At 65.7% G+C, this 21,718-nt stretch carries 20 protein-coding genes and 8 pseudogenes; 8 read left to right on the forward strand and 20 right to left on the reverse strand.

Features of this window, described 5'->3' with window-relative positions:
* Positions 1 to 3: 3 nt before the first annotated feature.
* The 9 genes and pseudogenes from ccmI to ccmA all read right to left on the reverse strand — a co-directional run bounded on the left by ccmI (position 4) and on the right by ccmA (position 6,644).
* Positions 4 to 1,206, reverse strand: coding sequence for a c-type cytochrome biogenesis protein CcmI (gene ccmI, locus HB681_RS32310; protein WP_213958979.1), 1,203 nt, complete (start codon positions 1,204 to 1,206; stop codon positions 4 to 6).
* A complete protein-coding gene (locus HB681_RS32315) occupies positions 1,203 to 1,622 on the reverse strand; it encodes a cytochrome c-type biogenesis protein (protein ID WP_256354390.1) in 420 nt (139 codons plus the stop codon). Before HB681_RS32315 ends, ccmI begins: the two co-directional genes overlap by 4 nt.
* A 14-nt stretch (positions 1,623 to 1,636) precedes the next feature.
* Complete coding sequence (locus HB681_RS32320; protein WP_256354389.1) at positions 1,637 to 2,158, reverse strand: DsbE family thiol:disulfide interchange protein; 522 nt, start codon at positions 2,156 to 2,158, stop codon at positions 1,637 to 1,639.
* Entirely contained in the window at positions 2,155 to 4,155 is a 2,001-nt protein-coding gene (locus HB681_RS32325; RefSeq protein ID WP_213958982.1) for a heme lyase CcmF/NrfE family subunit, read from the reverse strand. The genes HB681_RS32320 and HB681_RS32325 overlap by 4 nt, the downstream gene beginning before the upstream one ends.
* Positions 4,152 to 4,610, reverse strand: coding sequence for a cytochrome c maturation protein CcmE (gene ccmE / locus HB681_RS32330; protein WP_213958983.1), 459 nt, complete (start codon positions 4,608 to 4,610; stop codon positions 4,152 to 4,154). The genes HB681_RS32325 and ccmE overlap by 4 nt, the downstream gene beginning before the upstream one ends.
* Positions 4,600 to 4,740 carry a heme exporter protein CcmD gene (gene ccmD, locus HB681_RS32335; RefSeq protein ID WP_213958984.1) on the reverse strand — a complete coding sequence of 47 codons (141 nt, stop codon included), beginning with the start codon at positions 4,738 to 4,740 and terminating at the stop codon, positions 4,600 to 4,602. The genes ccmE and ccmD overlap by 11 nt, the downstream gene beginning before the upstream one ends.
* Positions 4,737 to 5,508, reverse strand: a pseudogene (gene ccmC / locus HB681_RS32340) (heme ABC transporter permease CcmC). Before ccmC ends, ccmD begins: the two are co-directional and overlap by 4 nt.
* 11 nt (positions 5,509 to 5,519) lie before the next feature.
* Positions 5,520 to 6,124, reverse strand: a pseudogene (ccmB, locus tag HB681_RS32345) (heme exporter protein CcmB).
* 25 nt (positions 6,125 to 6,149) lie between these two features.
* Complete coding sequence (gene ccmA, locus HB681_RS32350; RefSeq protein ID WP_213958999.1) at positions 6,150 to 6,644, reverse strand: heme ABC exporter ATP-binding protein CcmA; 495 nt, start codon at positions 6,642 to 6,644, stop codon at positions 6,150 to 6,152.
* A 5-nt stretch (positions 6,645 to 6,649) separates the two neighbouring features.
* Here ccmA and HB681_RS32355 point away from each other — a divergent pair.
* Positions 6,650 to 7,237: pseudogene (locus HB681_RS32355) on the forward strand (IS21 family transposase); the annotation flags it as partial.
* Positions 7,227 to 8,030 (forward strand): IS21-like element helper ATPase IstB, encoded by an 804-nt coding sequence (gene istB / locus HB681_RS32360; protein WP_213958985.1) that lies wholly within the window; start codon positions 7,227 to 7,229, stop codon positions 8,028 to 8,030. The pseudogene HB681_RS32355 and the gene istB, both read left to right, overlap by 11 nt.
* A gap of 196 nt (positions 8,031 to 8,226) precedes the next feature.
* On the opposite strand, the pseudogene HB681_RS32365 reads toward istB, so the two are convergent.
* A pseudogene (locus HB681_RS32365) lies at positions 8,227 to 8,640 on the reverse strand (sensor histidine kinase); the annotation flags it as partial.
* Positions 8,641 to 9,121: 481 nt separating this feature from the next.
* On the opposite strand from HB681_RS32365, the gene HB681_RS32370 reads away from it, so the two are divergent.
* The gene (locus HB681_RS32370) at positions 9,122 to 9,841 is read left to right on the forward strand and encodes a Crp/Fnr family transcriptional regulator (protein WP_213958986.1); all 720 of its coding nucleotides are present in this window, start codon (positions 9,122 to 9,124) and stop codon (positions 9,839 to 9,841) included.
* Positions 9,842 to 10,063: 222 nt separating this feature from the next.
* Here the strand turns inward: HB681_RS32370 and HB681_RS32375 are convergent.
* The 8 genes and pseudogenes from HB681_RS32375 to HB681_RS32405 form a co-directional block, all read right to left on the reverse strand.
* Positions 10,064 to 10,215 (reverse strand): annotated as a pseudogene (locus tag HB681_RS32375) (transposase); the annotation flags it as partial.
* Positions 10,216 to 10,377: 162 nt separating this feature from the next.
* Positions 10,378 to 11,547 (reverse strand): amidohydrolase family protein, encoded by a 1,170-nt coding sequence (locus tag HB681_RS32380; RefSeq protein ID WP_345944793.1) that lies wholly within the window; start codon positions 11,545 to 11,547, stop codon positions 10,378 to 10,380.
* Positions 11,544 to 11,978 (reverse strand): cupin domain-containing protein, encoded by a 435-nt coding sequence (locus HB681_RS32385; RefSeq protein WP_213958987.1) that lies wholly within the window; start codon positions 11,976 to 11,978, stop codon positions 11,544 to 11,546. Before HB681_RS32385 ends, HB681_RS32380 begins: the two co-directional genes overlap by 4 nt.
* 141 nt (positions 11,979 to 12,119) lie before the next feature.
* A complete protein-coding gene (locus HB681_RS32390; protein WP_213958988.1) occupies positions 12,120 to 13,364 on the reverse strand; it encodes an MFS transporter in 1,245 nt (414 codons plus the stop codon).
* A 28-nt stretch (positions 13,365 to 13,392) separates the two neighbouring features.
* Positions 13,393 to 15,042 (reverse strand): bifunctional 3-(3-hydroxy-phenyl)propionate/3-hydroxycinnamic acid hydroxylase, encoded by a 1,650-nt coding sequence (locus HB681_RS32395; RefSeq protein WP_213958989.1) that lies wholly within the window; start codon positions 15,040 to 15,042, stop codon positions 13,393 to 13,395.
* Between the two features lie 44 nt (positions 15,043 to 15,086).
* Positions 15,087 to 15,365, reverse strand: a complete 279-nt coding sequence (locus tag HB681_RS38490; protein ID WP_256354376.1) for a hypothetical protein — start codon at positions 15,363 to 15,365, stop codon at positions 15,087 to 15,089.
* A complete protein-coding gene (locus HB681_RS32400) occupies positions 15,344 to 16,084 on the reverse strand; it encodes a VOC family protein (RefSeq protein WP_345944794.1) in 741 nt (246 codons plus the stop codon). The genes HB681_RS38490 and HB681_RS32400 overlap by 22 nt, the downstream gene beginning before the upstream one ends.
* Before the next feature lie 41 nt (positions 16,085 to 16,125).
* Positions 16,126 to 16,965, reverse strand: coding sequence for a fumarylacetoacetate hydrolase family protein (locus HB681_RS32405; RefSeq protein WP_213958990.1), 840 nt, complete (start codon positions 16,963 to 16,965; stop codon positions 16,126 to 16,128).
* A 159-nt stretch (positions 16,966 to 17,124) separates the two neighbouring features.
* Between HB681_RS32405 and HB681_RS32410 the strand changes: the two genes are divergently transcribed.
* From HB681_RS32410 to HB681_RS38495, 3 genes and pseudogenes are all read left to right on the forward strand, one after another.
* Entirely contained in the window at positions 17,125 to 17,862 is a 738-nt protein-coding gene (locus tag HB681_RS32410) for a TetR/AcrR family transcriptional regulator (protein ID WP_213958991.1), read from the forward strand.
* Positions 17,863 to 18,178: 316 nt separating this feature from the next.
* A complete protein-coding gene (locus HB681_RS32415; protein ID WP_213958992.1) occupies positions 18,179 to 18,355 on the forward strand; it encodes a hypothetical protein in 177 nt (58 codons plus the stop codon).
* Positions 18,315 to 18,494, forward strand: a pseudogene (locus HB681_RS38495) (hypothetical protein); the annotation flags it as partial. The gene HB681_RS32415 and the pseudogene HB681_RS38495, both read left to right, overlap by 41 nt.
* 219 nt (positions 18,495 to 18,713) lie before the next feature.
* On the opposite strand, the gene HB681_RS32420 reads toward HB681_RS38495, so the two are convergent.
* Entirely contained in the window at positions 18,714 to 19,607 is an 894-nt protein-coding gene (locus tag HB681_RS32420; protein ID WP_256354387.1) for a transporter substrate-binding domain-containing protein, read from the reverse strand.
* A gap of 144 nt (positions 19,608 to 19,751) precedes the next feature.
* Positions 19,752 to 19,997, reverse strand: a pseudogene (locus HB681_RS38500) (DUF4158 domain-containing protein); the annotation flags it as partial.
* Between the two features lie 162 nt (positions 19,998 to 20,159).
* Here HB681_RS38500 and HB681_RS32425 point away from each other — a divergent pair.
* Together HB681_RS32425 and HB681_RS32430 are read left to right on the forward strand one after the other, a co-directional pair.
* Positions 20,160 to 20,759: pseudogene (locus tag HB681_RS32425) on the forward strand (transposase); the annotation flags it as partial.
* Positions 20,760 to 20,841: 82 nt separating this feature from the next.
* Positions 20,842 to 21,702 carry an IS5 family transposase gene (locus HB681_RS32430; RefSeq protein ID WP_213958994.1) on the forward strand — a complete coding sequence of 287 codons (861 nt, stop codon included), beginning with the start codon at positions 20,842 to 20,844 and terminating at the stop codon, positions 21,700 to 21,702.
* Positions 21,703 to 21,718: the final 16 nt, after the last annotated feature.

The following is a 21,718-nucleotide window of genomic DNA, read 5'->3' on the forward strand; positions in this document are numbered from 1 at the left end:
TGGTCACTTGACCTGTTCGTCAGCGAGCAAGGCAAGGTTGTCTTGCCCGAGCGCGACGTCGCGCACAGCGCCATACAAATCGCCTTGTTGGGGGGACGCCTGACCAGAAATGCTCACCCGCACTTCGATGGTCAGCGGCGAAAAGCGCGATAGCGGCCGGTCGGGTGACATGGCCATGCTGTCGTCGAGAACGAAGCGAGCGGGCAGGTCCTTGGCAGAAAGGCGCAGCACGGCGAGCGGCATGCGCCCGGCCGACGGCGCCCGCGCCAGCACGAACACGGTGGCTTGCGGTGGAACCCGGTCGCGCAACGTCGACGCGATCGATACGGTGCCGCCGACATGCGCAGCGACCGGCGGGTCGGTGGACGCTTTCGGCGGATCCAGTTGCGCCAGGTTGGCCTCGATGTCGCGCAACGCTTCGGAGTCCTGCGGCAGTAGGCCCCGTACTGCTTCCCACCGCACGCGCGCCTGGGCTGTATCGCCGCGCTGGTAGGCCGCCATGCCGGCCAGCGCCAGCGCCTTGGGGTGCTGCGGATCTATGGCCAGCGCGTCGTCGATGGCCTCCTGCGCCGGGCCGCCAAGGTCGCCTTGGCGGGTCGAGCCGAGCGCATCCGCGTAGTCGGCCAGCAGTTGCGGCTGGCCCGGCGCCAGTTCGATGGCCTTACGATAGGCCAGCACCGCATCGTCGTAGCGCTGCAGGACTTCGTACGAACGCGCCAGCACGATCCAGCCTTCGAGGTCGGCCGGGTGCGCCTGCAACCGCGCGGCCAGGCCCGCCACCATCTGCTCCAGATCCTGGCCCGAGCGCTCATGCGCGCCGGCTGGGCCGGCGGCCAGCGCAGCGGCGGCGCGCGGATTGCCAACTCGCTGGTAGAGCAACAGCGCCGCCGCCGGCAACGCCAGGCTCAGGCCGAGCGCCACGCCCCACGCCATCCAGGGCCGGGCAGGGCGCGTGGCAGCCGCGGGCTGCGCAGCTTCCTCGAGCCATTGCCGCTGAAGTTCCTCAATGGCCTGAGCCCGATCTCCAGCGTTCAGGGCCTGTGCATCCAGGTCGCGTCCGAGCTGCGCCAACTGATCGGCGTAGACGCAGCGCGCCAGCGCCTGGCGCGTGATGTCCGCCGTCCCGGTGCTTCTGAAGAGCGGTGGCAGCACCAGGGCCAGCGCCAGTGCGATCAGCGCGACCACCGCCAGCCAGAGTGCGATCACGGCTCGTCACCCTCCAGCCAGGCTTGGACGCGAAAGCGCTCCGTGGGCGTCAACGGAGGCGGCGCCGCACGTTGGCGGCGCTGCACTATGCGCGCCAGCAGTGCAAGCCCCAGCATCAGGAGCGCGAAAGGCCCCAGCCACAAGAGCCAGGTCGAGGGCCTGAACGGTGGGTCGTAGCGCACGAAAGCGCCGTAGCGTTCCTCGAAATAGTCGCGGATCTGCGCCTCGCTGCGGCCCCCAGCCAATTGCTCGCGGATCTGGCGGCGCATGTCGGCCGCCAGCGGCGCATTCGATTCCGCGAGGGTCTGGTTCTGGCAGACCATGCAGCGCAGGTTGGCGGCCACCGCGGCTTCGCGTTCCTCGAGGCCGGGGCCGCCCTGTGCGAGCCGCACCGCCGACAGCAAGGCGAGCCCCATGAGCCAGCGGCGCGTCATTGCAGGCTCCGCACCAGCGGCATCAGTTCGTCGCGCCAGATGTCCGGCGTCACCGGGCCAGGATGTCGCAGGCGGATGCGGCCCTCGCGATCGATCACGAAGGTCTCGGGCACGCCATAGACCCCATAGTCGATGCCGATGCGGCCATCGCCATCGACCGCCGAGGCGCGATAGGGATTGCCATTGCGGCTCAGCATCGCGCGTGCGGCATCGACCTGGTCCTTGTAGTTCAGGCCGTAGAGGGCGACGCCATCGCGGCGCGCTGCCTCCTGCAGCACCGGCAGTTCCTCGCGGCAGGGCGCGCACCAGGAGGCCCACACGTTGAGCAGCCAGACCTGACCGCGCAGCGTGTCGGTCTGCAGGCGTGCTTGCGGGTCCTCCAGCAATGGCAGGTCAATGGCCGGGGCCGGCTTGCCGACCAGTGCCGAGGGCAGGCGGCGGGGATCGCGGCTCAGTCCCACGGCCAGCAGAAGCGCCAACACCAGGAAGATCGCCAGCGGCAGCTTGAAGCGCATCAGATGCCCTCCCGCGGCAGCGATGGCAGAGCCACCGGCCCGGGCGCAGCGCGCGTGGCGCGCGCCAGCCGGTAGCGGCGGTCGGTGGCCGCCAGCAGCGCGCCCAGCGCCATCAGCAGGCAGCCGGCCCAGATCCAGGTCATGTACGGCTTCACATGCAGGCGCATGGTCCAGGCGTCGTTCCCGGCGGGATCGCCCAGCGCGACGAATAGATCGCGCGTCGGCCCGACGTCGATGGCCGCTTGCGTCAGCGGCATCTGCTGCGCCCGGTAGCTTCGCTTCTCCGGATGCAACGTCATCAACTCGTGGCCGGCCCGGCTCACCACTACGCTGGCGCGCTGTGCGTCGTAGTTGGGGCCGCGCACCGGCGCGACGCCGGCGAAGCGGAAGTCGTAGTCGGCCAGCGACACCGTCTCGCCCACCCGCAAGCTCAGTTCGCGCTTGCTCTCGAATCCGTCGGCCAGCGTCACTCCGAAAATGAAGACGCCGATGCCGGCGTGAGCCAGCAGCATGCCCCACCAGCCACGCGGCTGGCGACGCGCGCGCGTGCGCCAGTCCCCCGCGCCTTCATGCAGGCGCTGCCAGGCATGAATGCCGGCGCTGCCCAGTGCCCAGCCGGCCAGTAGCAAGGCGAAGGTGGAGACCGGCGCCCAGGCGCGCTGCTCAGCCGGAAGCGCGAACGGCCACAGCAGTGCAACCGCCCCCGCGACAGCCAGCGCCCAGCGCAGGCGCCGCGCCAGTTCGGGCACGTGGGCGTTCTTCCAGCGGGCTACCGGCCCGACGCCCATCAGGAAGATGGCCGGTGCCATCAGCGGTATGAACACCGCTTCGAAGTAGGGCGGCCCGACCGAGATCTTTTCGCCGCGCAGCACGTCCAGCGCCAGTGGGTAGAGGGTGCCGAGCAGCACCGACATGGCGGCCGCCGTCAGCACCACGTTGTTGGCCAGCAGCATCGATTCGCGCGACAGCAGAGCGAAGCTGCCGCCCATGCCGATGCGCGGCGCGCGCCAGCCGAAGAGCAGCAGCGAGCCACCCACCACCGCCACCATGAAGGCCAGGATGTACAGGCCCCGGCCCGGATCGACGGCAAAGGCATGTACCGAGGTCAGCACGCCCGAGCGGACCAGGAAGGTGCCCAGCAGGCTGAGCGAAAACGTCAGGATGGCCAGCAGCACCGACCAACTGCGAAAGGCCCCGCGCTTCTCCGTGACGGCCAGCGAATGCAGCAGCGCGGTGCCGGCCAGCCAGGGCATGAAGGAGGCGTTCTCCACCGGGTCCCAGAACCACCAGCCGCCCCAGCCGAGGACGTAGTAGGCCCAGGCGCTGCCCAGCAGGATGCCCAGGGTCAGGAACATCCACGCGGCTGCCGTCCAGGGGCGCGACCAGCGCGCCCAGGCGGCATTCAGCTCACCCGAGAGCAGGGCCGCGATGGCAAAGGCAAAGGCCACCGAGAAGCCCACGTAGCCCATGTAGAGCATCGGCGGATGGATCACCATGCCCGGGTCCTGAAGCAGCGGATTCAGGTCGCGTCCTTCCAGCGCTGGCGGCATCAGGCGCGTGAAGGGGTTCGACAGGAACAGGATGAAAAGCAGGAAGCCCACGCTCAGCCAGCCCATCACCGCTAGCACGCGTGCCACGAAGGCCGGCGGCAGTTGCCGGCTGAAGCGCGCCACCGCCAGCGTCCATGCCGCCAGTATGCACAGCCACAGCAGCATGGAGCCTTCGTGCCCGCCCCACACCGCGGAGAAGCGGTAGGCGGCGGGCAGGTCCGTGTACGAGTTGGAAGCGACGTACAGCACCGAGAAGTCGTTCTGCAGGAACGAAGTCGCCAGGCACGCGAAGGCCAGCATGGCCATGGCGAACTGGCCCACCGCGGCCGGCCGCGCCACCGCCATCCAGCCGGCCACGCCCCAATGCGCGCCGGCCAGCGGCAGGCTGCCCTGGACCAGCGCCAGCAGCAGCGCCAGCACCAGTGCGAACACACCGAGTTCGGGGATCACTGCGCTGCCTCCGTGGCGGCGCGTGCTTCCGCCGGACGCGCCTGCTTGAGTGCCGTCGCGGCTTCGGGCGGCATGTAGTTCTCGTCATGCTTGGCGAGCACCTGGGTGGCAGCGAAACTGCCGTCGCCCTGCAGGCGGCCGGACACCACGACACCCTTGCCCTCGCGGAACAGGTCGGGCAGCAGGCCGCGGTAGCGCACCGGCACCCGCTGTGCCCGGTCAGTCACCACAAAGCTCAGCGCCAGGCCATCCGCGGCCTTTTGCAGCGATCCTTCCTCCACCAACCCGCCGAGCCGGAAGGCGCCATTGCGCGGCGCGGCGTGGGCCGCCACCTGGCTCGGCGTGAAGAAGAACACCACGTTGGACTGCAGCGAATCGAGAACCAGCCAGGTCGCCGCGCCCAGCACCAGCAGGCCGGCAGCGACGAAGGCCAGGCGCCGGTTCCTAGGTTTCATCCTCTGCCTCCCGTGGCGGTGTCTGCCCGCGGCCGCGCCGCGCCACGTGCCAGACCTCGCAGGCCAGCAGCAGCAAAGGCAGGGCGTACGCCACGACGATGAACAGGAGATGGGCGCCGGCTTGCGTCATGCGCGCCTCGCCAGTGCATCGCGTTCGGCGATCAGGCAGCGCACCCGCGCCAGCGCGACCGCCACCGAATAGGCCCAGCAGGCGAGCGCCATCAGCAGCAGGCCGAGCACCATGGTATGCGCCATCGTCGGCGCGGCAGTGAAACTGATCGAGGCCCTTTGGTGCAGCGTGCTCCACCATTGCACCGAGAAGTAGATGATCGGCACGTTGACGACGCCGGCCAAGAGCAGGATGGCCCCGGCCCGGTCGGCGCGCCGCGGATCGTCGATGGCCGAGACCAGGCCCAGGTAGCCCAGGTACAGGAAGAGCAGGATCAGCTCGGAGGTCAGGCGCGCGTCCCAGACCCACCAAGTGCCCCCAGGTCGGCTTGCCCCAGGCCATGCCGGTCCACAGAGCGATGATGGTGAACAATGCGCCGGTCGGTGCCAGGGCGCGCGCCATCAGCGGCGACAGGCGGGTGTGGAAGACCAGGCCCAGGGCCGCATGGAAGGCCGCGACCAGGTAGATGAACATCGACATCCAGGCCGCAGGCACGTGAATGAAGATGATGCGGTAGACCTCGCCCTGCTGGTGGTCGGTGGGCGCCACGACGAAGCCGACGAACAGCCCGGCAACCGCGAGCAGGGCCGCGAGCGCGGCGAACCACGGCAAGGCGCGCCCGGCCCAGTGATGGAAGACCGGTGGCGAGGCCAAGCGCCGCCAGCGGCCGCGAGGCGCGCCGTGCGCCTCGCGCCGCAACGTGGGTTCGAGGGGGCGCAGGCCGTCCATCGCTCGGCCCTTCATTCGAGCGCCAGGCGCAGCGCGGATGCCACGGCCCAGGGACACAGCAAGGCCGCCAGCAGCAGCCAGGCCGCCAAGATCGACAGGTGCGGGCCGGCCGGCATGCCCTGCTGGCTGGCGCTGACCGCGCCACTGCCGAAGACCGCACCGGCACGCACAGCGGCAGCATGATCAGCGCCAGCAAGGCGTTGCCGCGCAGGCCCAGGGTCAGGGCGGCACCGAGCGCACCCAGCAACGACAAGGTCGGCGTGCCCAGCAGCAGTGAGGCCAGCAGCACCACGATCGCCGGCGTCGACAGTTCGAACTGCAGGCCCAGCAGCGGCGCTACCAGCAACAGCGGCAGGCAGGTCACGAGCCAGTGCGCCGCGACCTTGGCCCAGACTAGGCCGAGCAGGGAGCGGGGAGACAGCAGCAGTTGCTCCAGCACGCCGTCCTCCAGTTCCGGCAGGAAGAGCCGGTGCAGCGAGACCGGCAGCGCGAGCAGCGCCGCCACCCAGACCACGCCCGGGCCGATGGCACGCAGCAGGGCCGGGTCGGGCCCGATGGCCAGCGCGAACAGCGTGCCCACCACCACGAAGAACAGCAGTGCGCCGAGCGCGTCCATCGGCCGCCGCGCCGCCGTGCGCAACTCACGGCCGATGATCGGAATCATGGCGGGAGCCATCGTGAAGTCCGTCCATGTCCAGGGCATCGCCGCCGCCCGCTCGGTGCGTCGCCAGCACCGCCAGGCCACCGCCTTGGGCATGCTCGGCCAGGCAGGCTTCGAGCACCTGCTCGCCGTCCGCATCCAGGCCGGCATGCGGTTCGTCCAGCAGCCACAGGGGGCGCTGGCTCAACAGCACGCGCGCCAGCGCGAGGCGGCGGCGCTGGCCTTGCGACAGCAGCCGCACGAGGTCGTTCTCGCGCCCGGCCAGTTGCAGCCGTTCCAGCACCATGCGGCTGGCAACGGCGTCGGGCCGGCGGCCGGCGATGTGCAGCGAGAAGACGAGGTTCTCGCGCAGCGTGAGTTCGCCGCGCAGTCCGTCTGCGTGGCCGAGGTAGGCCAGTTGCCCGGTGAAGTCCGCGCCCTGCGCCGCGATCGCGCGGCCTTGCCAATGGACTTCGCCGCGCGCGGGCGGCAGCAGGCCGCGATGGCTACGTCGAGGAGGTGGCGCGGGTCAGCAGCACCTGCCTGGTGTCGGTGGCGCGCAACCGCTACTCGGTGCCGTGCGAGCTGGCCGGGCAGATGGTCAGCACCCATCTGTATCCGACGCGCGTGACGGTGGTGGCCGGCGATGCCGTCGTGGCCGAGCACGAGCGCCTGAGCGACAAAGGCAAGACGCGCTACGACTGGCAGCACTACATACCGCTGGTGCAGAGGAAGCCGGGGGCGCTGCGCAACGGGGCGCCGTTCGCCGACCTGCCGCCGGCATTGCAACGGCTGCGCCGCGGGTTGCTGCGCGAGAACGGTGGCGATCGCGTCATGGCCAAGGTGCTGGACCTGGTGCCGACGGCGGGACTGGAGGCGGTGCTGGTGGCCGTGGAGTTGGCGCTCGACGGAGCGCCCCCGTCCGGGCGGGTGAGCGTCGAGCACGTCATCAACGTGCTGGGGCGTCTGAACGCTGCGCCGCGGCCGGCCAACGTGGTGACGTCGCTGCAGGTGCTGACGCCGCCGAGCGCCGACACCGCCCGCTACGACCGGCTGCGCGACATCCAGGAGGCCGGCCATGACGCGTGACGTGATTGCCGAATTCAAGGCGCTGCGCCTGCACGGCATGGCCGGGACTTGGGCGGATCTGCTGGAGCAGAACAAGGCCGAGCTGGAGCGATCGCGCTGGCTGGTCGAGCAGATGCTGCGTGCCGAGACGACCGAACGTGCCACGCGCTCGGTGAGCCACCAGATGAACGCAGCAAAGTTCCCGGTGCATCGGGACTTGGCGGGCTTCGACTTCGAGGTCTCGCCGGTGGACCGCAAGCTGGTGATGCAGTTGGCGGAAATGGCCTTCACCGACGAGGCGCACAACGTTGTCCTGGTCGGCGGGCCAGGTAGCGGAAAAAGCCATCTTGCGACCGCCATCGGCGTGGCGGGCATCACGCAGCACGGCAAGCGCGTGCGCTTCTACTCGACGGTCGATCTGGTAAACGCGCTGGAGCAGGAGAAGGCCCAAGGCAAGGCCGGGCGCATTGCCGCGAGCATGCTGCGCCTGGACGCGGTGGTGCTCGACGAGATGGGATACCTGCCCTTCAGCCAGGCTGGAGGAGCGTTGCTGTTCCACTTGCTCTCCAAGCTCTACGAGCACACGAGCGTGGTGGTGACGACCAACCTGGACTTCGCCGAATGGTCCAGCGTGTTCGTGGATCCGAAGATGACCACCGCGCTGCTGGACCGGCTCACGCACCACTGCCACATCGTGGAGACGGGAAACGAGAGCTACCGCATCACTCACGCCACGGCCAACTCGAAGAAGCGCATCCGCGCTCGGGAGCAAGAACGCAAGGAAGCCAAAGCGCCACCAGCGAACCTCGCCTGATCGACCGCAGGCAGGGACAAGGCGCTACGGGCTTCGCCCTCCGCGCCTTCTGAGACCGAACAACCGGCTTCAACAAGCAAGGCAAGAAAGGGGGAACGAGCTACAGTTATCCACAGTCGGCATCCACGATGCCGGCATCCGTCCCCGGGTCAAAGTTCAACCGGCAGGGTGGGTCAAAATTCAACCGGCGCCGACAAGCGTCCGCAATGGCATTGTCCAGGCAGCGATTCAGAGTGCGGAATTCCCCGATGGCGAAGGGGGCGTCGCGTTCAAAGGCAAGATCCGTGATCGCTTGGCAAAGGTCGCCATAGTCATGAACGACCTGATCCACCGTGTAGCCTAGCTTCAGCAGTTCCTTGCCATGGGCAGCGGCGCCCACCCCCATTTCCGACAAGTCTATCGAATCTCCGCCTGAGGGCCCCGAGATCCTGATGCTTTCCGCGGGCTTGTCAGCATCTTCCGCTTCAAGGGTTTTGATCAGCTGGTCGAGGAACAACGGAATGCCGTTTGCCAACTGTTTTTCAGTGGCGGAGCGCTGAGGCCTCAGCGCAACCTTCGACTTGCAGCGTGAAACCACCTCCTCCCGATTGTTGGCGAGAAAGTTACGCATGCTCCAGTCCTTGGCTTTTGCCGGTTCATTTATCGGATGCCGCCCATTTGTTCTTCAAAGGCGTACGACTTCTTCTGTAACTGTTTGAGGAAGACCAGTCTGTGCGGTGTCGAACATACACGGTGCCGCACACGCGAATTCGCTTGCAACATTGCCGGCGCGCTGGCTATGTCACGGGGGTGCCCGTTGCGTGCGGGAGGGCCGTGCGCTGCTCCGCCGCATCTAGTCTGCGCGACCGCTCAACGTCGCTGGCGAGCGCGCGAGGGTGCTCATTGGCATTCTCATCGCGCGGTCCCCCGGCGAGCTGCCCGAACTGGTCAGGTCCACTCACACCCGCCTGATATGGAACACTCCGGCCGCAGTCACTGTGCGACACCGCACACAGTCGCTCCGCGATGCCTATACTGGATTTCATCGTGAGCAATGCGGTGGACGCGGCTCCGACTGGATCTTGGTGCCTGTCTTATTGCGGAGTTGCGTTATGCCCAAGTCCCCCGACCCCCTGGATAACCACTTGCTGTGCACATTGCCCGACGCCGAGCGGAAGCGGTGGTTCCCGGAACTCGAATCGGTCGACATGCCATTGGGACAGGTGCTCTACGAATCGGGCAGGGCGCTGAGCCACGTGTACTTTCCGACCACCTCGATCGTGTCGTTGCTGTACGTGATGGAAAGCGGTGCCTCGGCCGAGATCGCGGTGGTGGGCAACGAGGGCATCGTCGGTATCTCGCTCTTCATGGGCGGCGAATCTACGCCCAGTCGCGCCGTGGTCCAGAGCGCCGGCCATGGGTTCCGATTGAAGGCAAATCTCATGAAAAAGGAGTTCAACCGGGCCGGCCCGGTGCTGCACCTGCTGCTGCGCTATACCCAGGCATTGATCACGCAGATGGCGCAGACGGCCGCGTGCAACCGGCACCATTCGCTGGACCAACAGTTGTGCCGCTGGCTCCTGCTGAGCCTCGACCGCCTGCAGGGCAGCGACCTCGTGATGACGCAGGAGTTGATCGCCAATATGCTCGGCGTCCGGCGCGAGGGCGTGACGGAGGGGGCGCTCAAGCTGCAGCAGGCGGGTCTGATCCGCTATGCGCGAGGTCACATCTCGGTGCTGGATCGCGCGGGGTTGGAGAAGCGCACCTGCGAGTGCTATGCGGTCGTCAAGTCCGAGTACGACCGGTTGCTTCCGGCGACCACCGCGACCTGAGGGCTTGCGAATGCCGCAGGGAAAAGGGACGCACCGGGTCTGTTTCGACTTCTAAGTACGGTGATGAGCAAGCGAAAGCTGCACGCACTGGTGGTGTGGCCTAGCGAAGCAACAAAGGGCGAGCAAGCAACTACGCGTTGGTTTTGAAATGGTGTATCAGTGCCCCCCGGCCGACGCCGATGATGCTGACCTTGAGCATCCACTCGCGTGCGTCCGACTTGGTGCGGCCCGATCACCTGGTGACGAGCCCATGAAGAGGTAGTTGGATCTTCCAAGAGCTATGCCGCGCAGGGCGCGCTCGGCTGCGTTGTTGTCCACCTCGATGCGATCGTCGTCGCGATAGCGGTTAGCGATTTCCAGCGCGTCAGCGCATAGCGCCAAGGATCTTGATCGCCCGCCGCAGGTTGTACGCAAGAACCTGCAAACTCATTTCGGTTCGCACGTTCGGTAAGGTCTTCGTCAGGAAGCTTCGAGCGGGAGGCGTGCAAGTGGGTTTAGGCCGACACTTCGGTCCTCGACCTCGTTGCCACGCGTGATCAGCTTCGACGCTCAGCTCCGCCGCTGATAGCGAATCGAGGAAACAGCCGGATCGCGTTGCCCTTTGCGATGGCCTCGTGCTCGGAAATCGTCAAGCCCGTGAGCGTGCGAAAGCTCTCGACATTGGCTTCGATGCCTGCCGCCGGGGTGAACGGGAAATCGCTGCCGAACAGGATGTGGGTCGTCGATGTCAGCCGGCGCAGCCGCTCAATAGCAGCATCGCTCGCCGATCCAGCCAGGTCGTAGTAGAGCGAAGCGAGCACACGGTTGACCTCCGCTGCGCCGCCGGCTGGCCGCTGGTTCAGGAATGGGAGCGACGAGAACGCCGCGATTCGCTCGGCCACCGCGGACAATGCGCCGCCCGCGTGCGGAATGATCATGCGGATGTCCGGATAGCGGGCCAGTGTGCCGGCAAAGATCAGGTCGGTGACGGTGCGTGCGGTGTCCATCGGGAATTCCAGGATGGGCGCGGGTCTTCCCAGTCCCACCGCTTCCAGGCATGGGGGCGAGGTCGGATGCAGGAACAAAGTGGCGCGCCGTCGGTTGAGGTCCGCAAAGATCGGATCTAGCCGCGCGTCGCCCAAATAGATCCCATGGACATTCGTTTCCATGACGACGCCGTCGAGGTGAAGCACCTCCAGTGCGTATCCAATTTCGTCCAGTGAGGCCTGGATGTCCGGCAGCGGCAAGGTTGCAAAGGCTCCAAACCGGTTGGGTTTGCTCTTTACCAAGGTGGCCGCGAATTCGTTGACCTCCCGTGCCAGTCGCCGTCGCGCCAGCGGATCCTTGAGGAATCCGACCGTCGGGGAGGAGACCGACAACATCGACGCCTCGATGTCATGTCGATCCATGTGCGCGAGTGCCTTTTCTTCTGACCACTGCGGCACGGGAAAACCTCCATCAAGCGTCACCAACCCTTCGTCAGCCAACGCCTGTGCATACGTCGGAGGCAGATAGTGCGAGTGCGCGTCAATCAGTCCGCAGGTGCACCGGAGGCCAGCGTTGCTTGCACCATTGCCCTTGGCGGCAACGAGCGGGACATTCGCCGCCACTTCCGATGGCGGTTCAGCGGCGGCGACGGAGCCGCCTCCAGCAGCGAGGGCCACCGCAACCGACACTGCCTTGCCGAGCGCAGCGCGACGCGCAGGATCTCGTGGTTCGGCGCTCACGCTATGACCCGCGAGCCCCACGGCGTTGGCGCTGGCACCGCGCACGGCCCATCTGCCTCGATGCTCCCGAACGCGGCAGGCCCAACGACTTCGAGATATTCCATGTCGGGTGAATAGTCGAACAGGAAGTGTCGGATGCCCGGTGCCTGATGCACGCAATCCCCGGCCTCCACCAGCGTGTTGCGATCCTCGTACATGAAGCGCGCCCAGCCCTTCAGCATGTAGACGATGTGAAACTGTGCCTCGTGTACATGCCAGCCAGTGCCCTTCTCGGGCTCTTGATTGGCGCGCACCAACTGCGCCACGACGCGACCACCCGTCGCTTCGTCGACGCCCAGATCTCGATAGGTGAAGAAGTCGCGCAGACCTCCACAGACAAAGGATGTGTCGCTCGGTTTGTTGTGGGAAAAGCAGGTGGAAAGTTCAGTCATGGACAATGCTCGCAAAGTAGGTTGAGACGAAATGAGAGAGCCGTGGCGCGGCGAAAAAACAAGCTAGAAATCGCCCAAGACGCACGGTGAAGTCGCGGCCCGGATACGCCCAAGAATTTGTCGTCGCGCGTGGCGGCGGTATCAGCCGCGCCGGGCGGGCGCGGTCTCTTTGAGCAACAGCGTCACCACCAATCCGACCACGAGCGCGATCGCAGCCAGATGCATGATGTACTGGATGCCATAGTGGTGGGCCACGTAACCCGCAATGACCGGTGCAATGCCGCCGCCGAAGATTTCGCCGGTGCCGATCACGATGCCAGAGGCCGTCGACATGAGCGTGGCCGGGACCGACTCCGCGCTGATCGGACCGACGGTCAGGCAGATCATGCTGAAGATGAAAAAGAGCGTCGCGGCCAGGCTCGCGAAGAGCGCGAAGGGCTCGGCCCCGGCGTGCATCAGGAAGTACAGGCCGATGGCCGCTCCGCAGACTGAAATGATCATCACGGGCTTGCGTCCGATCCGGTCCGACACTGCCGGCATCACCGGCGTGCCCAGCGTGCCGCCGAAGCCGATGGCCGACAGCACGTAACCCATCTGCTCCAGCGTCAGGTGCAGATAGTCGATCAGGTAGCTGGGCAGCAAGGCGCTCAGCACCACCAGGTTGGTCAGCCAGCACAACATGCCGATCATGTTGAGCGGGATGTTGCGGTACTTGAAGACGTCGCTCCACGGGTGGGCCGCTGCGTCGTGCGTCGCGGTGTGCGCCGCAGCTGATTTCGGATCGGGATTGCGAAGTCCGCGGTAAAGCAGATAGGCAATCACCAAGCCTGGGATGGACACCATCGCGAAGATCCAGTGCCACTCCACGACCTTCAGCAACTGCGTGACCAGGATCGGTGCGATGCCCAGGCCGAACAGCGGCAGGGCCGCCTGCTGGATCCCGACGTTCATGCCCTGACGGCTCGGCTTGGACGCGTCGATGGTGGCGACGATGCTGGCCGGCGTGTAGGCGCCCTCCGCCACGCCCATCAGCGCGCGAATGATCATCAGGCTCCCGACGCCGGTGGCAAGTCCGCTGAGGCCTGCCAGCAGCGAGAAGACGATGATCGCAGGAATGATCACCTTGCGATGCCCGAGGCGGTCAGAGAGGTTGCCCATGAAGAGCGCAGCGACGCCCCAGGCGATGGCCAGCACGCCGGTGATCTGGCCGAGGTCCTGGTAGTCGAGGTTCAGCTCCTTCGAGATCACCGGGAACAGCGGCAGGATCATGAAGCGGTCGATGCCGACCAGGCCGAATCCGAGGCACAACAGGGTGACGGTCTTCCATTCGTAGCTAGAGCCCCTGTGCGCAGCCGGGCTCGGCTGGATGGCGATGTGCGTGGTCATGGCTTGCTTCCTTCGGTAATGGGAGTTTTCAGGCGTGCTTGGCCAGCCGCTCGTCGACTTGCGTCGGCGACGCAGTCCACGCGCGATCCAGCCGCACCCCGTTGCGCTGCAGGTCAGCGGCAAGGTCGTCGACCAGTGCATTGACGCCGTCGACCTTGTCGGTCGCGCCGTAGAGGTAGAAGTCGGGCCGAACGAGCATGACGTCGATGCCGTGCTGCGTCATGTACGGGATGAACTTGTCGTCAAGGTCGACCAGCACGCCCGCGTCGGGTTCTGTCCCGCGCGCAGCGATCTGCACGCGCTTTGCACCGAGCTTGTCGAGAAAGGCGCGCTGTTTTTCACCGAGCGACGCCTCGACGGCGGCGCTGCGCGATACCAGCACGAAGCCCAGTCCGGCCAGGTCGTCGAAACGCCCCTCGCGGTCACCGGCCACCATCCTGCCGTGCGGGCTGAGCAACCCGGCCGGCGCTTGCACGGCACCATCGGCTCCGCGGCGCAGGATGCCGTCCGTCAGGCAGGGAAAGGCGGGCGGCGGCGGCGCCTCGCCGCTGAAGAAGGCCTGGTCGCGTTCAGCTGCCTTGGTGGCATCCGGGATGCAGATGATCTTGCCCAGATACATCGACAGGTCGATGACGTCGCTCACATGCGGCCGCCGCTCCGGCTGGTAGGTGTCGAGCAGGCTGTCGTCGGCCTTGCCGTCAAGCACCAGGTTCAGCTTCCACGCCAGGTTCCAGTCGTCGCGCAAGCCGGCGCACATGCCCTGCCCCATGAAGGGAGGCATCACGTGCGCCGCGTCACCGGCGATCAGCATCCGGCCCCTGCGCCAGGTGTTGGCGAGCAGCGAGCGGAAGGTGTACACCTTGTGCCGCACGATGGTGGCCTGGTCCGGCTTGACCCAGGGTGCAAGCAGATCCCATGCGACATTCTCGTGCTCGAGTTCCTCGCGCGTCTCGTGCGGCAGGCGCATGAACTCCCAGCGCCGGAAGTAGCGGCCGTCCTTGACGCCGGCAGGCACGATCGTCGTCGGACGCGTCGGGTTGCACCACTGCGCCGCTGGCGGAATGTCGAGCGTCACGCCCTCGTTCGGCAGCACGTCGATCACGAGCCAGTCAGCCTCGAACCCGCGGTCCTCTTGGGTCGACCCGATCGCCTCGCGCACCAGGCTGTTGGCGCCATCCGCGCCGATCAGGTATTTGGCGCGCACGGTGCGGCGTTCGTCGGTCTCGAAGTCGCGCACCACCAACTCGACGTAGTCTGGTGTCTGGGTCGCTTCGATCGCTTCCCAGCCGAGGTTGAGCTCGACGTTGGGGCAGGCTTGAACGACGTCCTCGAACATCTTCTCCAGCGTGGGCTGATGTACGAAGTTGACTTCCGGCCCGCCGGAGATCGACTCCGACTCCCAATCGATGGCCAGGAGTTCCTTCCAGTCGGCGTTGAACCAGCGATACATCGGTCCCTTATGGCTGACCGCCGGGAGATCCTTGCTCATGCCAAGGGCCGACAGCACGCGGTACAACTCGTGGTCGATGCAGACCGCACGCGGCAGCGCGAAGCGAATCTTCCAGCGTTCGAACACGGCCACGCTGCGACCTTGGCGCGCCAGCGCAAGGGCCATGATTTCGCTGACCGGGCCGTAGCCGATCTGGACAACGTCGTAGAGGGGAATATGTTGGCTCATGGTGGTGTGCTCCTGGTGTTAGTGCAAGTCGGTGGATCCGTGGGTCAGCGGTTCGCGAGTTCGTGGTTGGAAATGAAGTCCTCGGGCAACGCGGGCCCCCAGACATAAAGGGAGTCCTCGCCCGGATGGTCTGCCGAAGGCCACGCGTTGTCGGGCGAAACGAAGTCGATGTCGTAGGAGTACTCGGCGTAGCTGCCCCACGGGTCCCGCACATAGCGGAAGTAGTTGGAGCCCAGCACATGTCGACCGATGCCCCAGCCTCGCGCATAGCCAGCTTGGGCCATCTGCTGCGTGCCGATACCTACGGCGTCGATGGAAGGCACGCACCACTGCTGTGGTGCAACCCCAGGCCTTCGGACTTCGCCAAGGCGATGAGATGGTGGTCGCTGCCGTGTGGGCTGTGCATGAAGGCGATCACGGATCCGGACTTGTCCGAAAGTCGCAGACCCATCACGTCCTCGTAGAACCGGCGAGCACTATCCACGTCCGCGCTGAACAGCAGGATGTGCGATAGATAGAGCGGGCGCGCCGCCTGCGCTTTGCTGCGGCTCGGCGAGCGGCCGACGTTGGCGCTCTCGGGCGGAAATTCGCGCGGGGACGGCTGCGAGGGAGAGGATTTCTCGGCGACGCGCAATTGCACTGCCAACCCATCGGGCCCCTGGATCCAAAGCCCATCCGTGCCTGCGCCGGAAGGTGGCGCGATACGTTCAGCGCCCTGTGCAGCCAGGTGCTCCTCGTAGCGAGCCAGATCATCTGCGTAGATGCCGAGACTGAGCCAAAGCAAGCGCTTGGTGTCGGCTCGCACAATGCGCGCCCAACGATGCGGATGGCCGAAGGTATAAAGAGCGAGCGCGCCGCGCTCATCTCGTGCGTCCAAGCCAAAGCTTGAATAGAAGTGCCGCGCCACTTCAAGGTCGGGCACGCCGAAGACGAATTCGTCGACGGAGTGCACAGCCAACAGCGGTTCGTGCTTGCCCTGGTTCTGAGTCATCGTGGTCTCCTTGGATTCGGGCAAAGCTGCGCCCGCGACCGTGCGGTGCACGGTCTTGTCTCTCGTTGGGATTTGCGTCCGACCGCGGCGGGTCAGATCACTTGCTGGCGCTGTGTGCCGAGCGGACCGGCACTGAGGGTCATGACGTCGCCACGGCGCAGGAAGACGGGATTGGGCTTGACGCCGAGCCCGACGCCTTCCGGTGTGCCGGTGATCACCACGTCGCCAGGCAGAAGGGTCATGAACTGGCTGAGGTACGAGACGATCTCGGCCACCGGGAAGATCATGTCGGCCGTGTTGCTGCGCTGCCGGATCTCGCCGTTGACTGCCAGTTCGAGGGGTATTCCTTGCGGGTCGGGCAGTTCGTCGCTGGTCACGAGCCACGGGCCGATCGGGCCGAAACCGTCGAAGCTCTTGCCTTTGCCCCATTGACCGTTGCGCTTGATCTGCCAGTCCCGCTCTGACACGTCGTTGGCCAGGCAGTAGCCCGCGACGTGTGAAAGCGCGTCGGCCACCGAAACCTTCTTCGCTTGGGTGCCGATCACGAAGCCAAGCTCGATCTCCCAATCTCCAGCTTCCGAGCCTTCGGGCAGTTCCACGTCGTCATTCGGGCCTGCCAGTGAGGTCAGCGCCTTGGTAAAGACGACCGGCTCCTTGGGGATCTCGAGGCCCGATTCCGCGGCGTGCTTGCGGTAGTTGAGACCGATGGCGACGAACTGCCGCGTACCGGCCACCGGGGTGCCGAGCCGGGCACCAGCGGGCACCAGCGGCATCCGGGCCAAATCGATCGCCTTCAATGCTTCGAGCTTCGCGGGAGCCATCCAGTCGGGCGTGAAGTCCGGGACGAGGAGGGAAAGATCGCGCGCTTGTCCGTCTGAGTCGAGCGCTCCAGGTTTTTCTGCCCCAACGGGGCCATGGCGTAGCAGCTTCATGGTGTTTGCCTTCTGGGTTGATTTAGACTGTTTGTCTAGAACGAACTCTATCCGATATGACGATTTCGTCAATATGACATGGAGGGCAAAATGACAGGGATTTCCCTAGGTGACAGGCACGCTCATTCCGGCCGGGCATCTCGTGTACGCTCCACGCCGATGGCAAACGTAGAGAGTGAGCTGAAGGTCGAAGACCACCGCGTGAGGGTGGGTGTGCAGCGCCGCGAGAAGACGCGTTTGCGCCTGCTCGAAAGTGCACTGGCGGTGTTTAGCGAGAAGGGGCCTGATGTCGCCGTGATTGACGACTTCATCGCGGCCGCGGGCGTGTCGCGCGGCACCTTTTATAACCATTTCAAGACCACCAACGAGCTGCTGCTCGCGCTCGCTACCGCGATGAGCGACGAAGTGCTCCAGATCGTCGATCCGCTGGTGCTTCACCTTGACGATCCGGTTGAACGCTTCGCGGCCGGCACGCGCCTTTACATGCAGATGGCCTTGCGCTATCCGGTATGGGGCAGCTTCATCACGCAGGTTGGAACGCGCATCGCCACCCGTGGCCAGATGATCGACATCTATCTCACGCGAGATCTTGAACTTGCCAAAAGCCAGAACCGCTTGACGGTCGACAGCGTGCGCGTGGCACGTGACATCGTGCTCGGCTCCATCTTCTACGGCATTGAGACCATGCTGACTGAACCCACGCGCGCGAACCACCCGGAACTCATCCTGCAAAGCGTGCTGGTCGGCTTCGGCCTGACGCCTCAGGAAGCTGATCGCATTGCCTTCATGCCGCTCGAGATTCCGGGCGCGGTGGAAGGGCCGATCATTTCAGGGCTGAAGGCCAGCGTTAAGCGTTCGGGATCTTCCGCGAAGCGCCAGCCAAAGACGGCAAGTTGAGCATTGGTCTACAGCGGCTAGGAATCGATCTTTTACGGCTTCGCAACACCTGCGAATATTGGCGCTGAAAAGACTGCTTCTCTGATCTGGCACCTCGTCGATCAGTCACCTACACGAGAGCCTGGCTGCGACAAGATAGACCTGGCCCCGCGATGCCATTGCGGCGCTGGACCGCGTGGCGCTGCCCCCGCCCGCGCGAGCAGTCTCGACAGGCTTCCGCGCCGCGCCTGTTTCTCGGCGGCAGCCTAACCGATCGGCCGCGTGTTCTCCCGCGTCACATGAAGCAGGGCGCGCGCATATCTACGGCAACGGCGCCTTGGGCGCGGAGGTGCTGCTGGCCTTCATCGCCGCGCTGGAGATCGGCTGCGGGCTCGCAACCGTGGGGGCGCCCGACTTCCACAACCGCGGCTTCCATCCGACCGCGCCGTGCGGCACCTTCATCGCGGCGGCCGGTGCGGCAACCCCGGCCACGAAGTCCTTCGTCCAAGGGTGACGCCTATCCGGATCGGCCGATCCAGATCATCGTCGGCTTCCCGCCGGGGCAGGCCTCTTACATCGGCGCGCACGTGCTCGCCGCCCGGGTTGGCGAGGAGCTCAATCAGACCGTCATCGTCGAAAACATTGCCGGCGCGATGAGTGGCTCTGCATCCACGTGGCACAAGCGTACCGCAAGGCATCGGGCGCCGACGCCTGTTCAACTCAAGCGTATTCGGACCTGTTGGCGATGCCGCCCGGGCACGCTCTGAGCGACGCAAGCTTCTTCGGTTTAATTCCCGAGAAGAGCGGGCTCCTCGACACGCGCTTGGGGCACGGGTCGCTGAGCGCAGTGCGGCAGGCCGGGCTTGCCGTACTCAGGGCTTCTCTTCGTAGGCCTCGGCCGGTCGGTCGTTCGGAGACTGGAACGCCGCTTTCAGAGAATCGCTCAATGGAATGTTGATGATGGCGTTGCGAGGCGGAATCGGTGCCATGAACCACTTCGCATAGAGCTTCTCGAGCGCACCCGAAGCCATCACGTCGCCCAGATAAGCATTCACCGCGCTCTTGAACGCCACGTCGTCCTTGCGCAACATGATCGCGATCGGCTCGATGCCCAGCGGTTTGCCGACGATCCTGAAATCGCCAGGGTTGCGCGCATTGGCGATGTTTCCGGCCAGCGTGTTGTCGTCCATGGCGAATGCGTCGGCGCGTCCGGTTTCCAGCAGCAGAAAGCTTTCCGCATGATCCTTGGCCAACACGATGCTCAGGCCGAAACCCTTGTTTTCCTGCTCCAGCTTGCGCAGCCGCTGCACCAGCGTCGTGCCGGTGGTGGTCACGATGGTTTTGCCCTTGAGCTGCTCCGCCGACTGGACGCCGCTGCTTGCCCGCACCGCGAACCGCGCCTCGGTGATGTAGGTGGTGTTGGCGAACGCCGCCTGCTGCTGGCGCGCGCTGTTGGTGGTGGAGCCGCACTCGATGTCGATGGTGCCGTTCTGCAGCAGCGGCACCCGGTTCTGCGAAGTCACGGCCATCTGCCGGATCGCCAAACCGGGCAGCAGCTTGCCGAGCATCTGCTCGCACAGTTCGACGTGGTAGCCGACATAGCTGCCGCCCAGCGAATACGACAGGGGCGGCGAGGCTTCGCGCACGCCCATGGTGATGGTGCCCGCCGCCCTGGCCTTGGCCAGCGTGCCCCCGCTGTCCTGCGCGCTGGCACCCGCCACGGCGAGCACCAGTGCCGCGCCGATGAAGATCGATCGGTGGTTCATGATGATGCAAACCGTGCCTGTCAAGCCGCCAGCGCGACGGGGGCCGGGCTGGCAATCTCGTCCAGGCTCTCGCGCAGTGCGCGGTCGAGGATGGCGATGGCGCGGTCGATCTCCGCGTGGCTCACGGTGAGCGGCGGCGCAATGCGCCAGCGTTTCGGACACGTACCGCAGCAGATTGCGTGGCAACACCGAAAAGCGATCCATCGGGCGACCGCACGCGCGCAGGAACAGGAGTTGTAGCGCGGCTGCGACTCGCCGGTCGGATCTGAACCGCAGGCGGATCGCCTCGACATCATGAGTTCCAAGCTGGAAGAACTGCTGGAGGTCGAAGTCCGTCAGGCGACCGGGCAGCGCTTCCAGACCGACGAAGCGATAGACATAGGTGGACATGACCGACCAATTCAGGCTGTCGGCGCACTGTACATGGGGACCGGCGGCCACCGAGGCGCAGCGTTCAGGATCCTGCGCCAGCGCCTGAAACCCGCGCCAGACAAGGCTCTCGGGGCAAACCGTATCAAATTACACGGAAAGGACGATCACCCCAGAAGGCGCTTCCTCGAAGCGCTCGCACAGCTGCACCGTGCGGGCCGCCTGCGGTTCTTTGGCGAGTTTGCTGCGTTGACCGGCGCGAACGCCTTTGCGGCCTGGCTCGCGCCGCTGCGCAAGTGCGAATGGGTCGTCTACGCCAAGCGACCGTTCGCGGGTCCCGCAGCGGTTCTGGCCTACTTGTCTCGCTACACGCACCGCGTCGCCATCTCCAACAGCCGGCTTGTTGCCATGGACGAACAAGGCGTCACCTTCCGTTGGAAGGACTATCGGGCCAAGGGCCGCACCCGGCGCAAGACGATGACGCTCGATGCCGATGAGTTCATGCGCCGCTTTCTGCTGCACGTGCTGCCGAGCGGCTTCCATCGCATCCGACACTACGGGCTCCTGGCCAACGGCAATCGCGCTGCCAGCCTGGCGCGCGTCCGCGATCTGCTGGGTCAAGAGGCTGACTCGCGCGCGCAAAGCGCAAGCCTTGATACCGAGCCCTGCCATGCTCAACCGACCTTCGTCTGCACGCACTGCGGCGCTCCGATGATCATCTTGCTGACGTTGGCTCGCGGGCAGCCGATCCGCGCTCCGCCACTGCAGGCCCGGACTCCATGACTATGCGGCAACCTAAGAACTTATCCGTAAATAGATAAACTGTCGATCCGAGCCGCATTGGGCGCGGCGATGGATCAAGATCTTGGCGAAACGTATCGAGTCGTGGGTGGTAAGCGATGAGTTCTGGCAGCGGGTGGAGCCGCTGATTCCCGCGCGCTTGGCGGCAGAGAAAATCTACATGCGCAAGCCAGGGGCCGGGCGACCACCAAAGCCGGCTCGACTGGTGTTCGAGGCGATCGTCTACGTGCTGCGTACGGGCTGCCAGTGGAAGGCGCTGCCCAAGGAGCGCTTCGGCAGCGCAAGCGCCATCCACAAGCGATTTCTTGAGTGGGAGGCCGCGGGATTCTTCGAGGCTCTTTGGAAGGCGGGCTTGGCCGAATACGACCAGATGCAGGGCATTGCCTGGCGCTGGCAGAGCATCGACGGCGCGATGATGAAGGCGCCACTGGCACAGGAAGCCGCGGGCCCCAACCCGACGGATCGGGGGAAAAAAAAAGGAAGCAAGCGCCACCTGTTGGTGGACGGCCGTGGCGTCCCGTTGTCGCTCGTCGTGACAGGGGCCAACGTCCATGACTGCAAGAGGCTTGACGACGTGCTCGCAGCCATCGTCGTCAGGCGCAAGGATCCGCCATATCGGCGACACAAACATCTGTGCGCCGACGCGGGCTACCGTGGAGCCGAGCACCTTCGCACCATCGAGCGCAACGGCTACATCCCTCACGTCGTTGGTCGAGGCACCGAAGCCGACATCAAGCGGCGCGATCCGACCAAGAAGGCACGACGCTGGGTCGTCGAGGTCTGCCATAGCTGGTTCAACCGCTTCCGCAAGCTGCTCGTACGCTACGAGAAACTCGAGCGCAGCTTCGTCGCCCTCAACCACCTTGCTGCCGCCATCATCGCCTTCCGCAAGGTACCTGCCGACGTCAACATAATTTACGGATAAGCTCTAAGTGTGATAT

Source organism: Variovorax sp. dw_954, assembly GCF_018449755.1.
In the GTDB taxonomy this organism is placed as follows: domain Bacteria; phylum Pseudomonadota; class Gammaproteobacteria; order Burkholderiales; family Burkholderiaceae_C; genus Variovorax.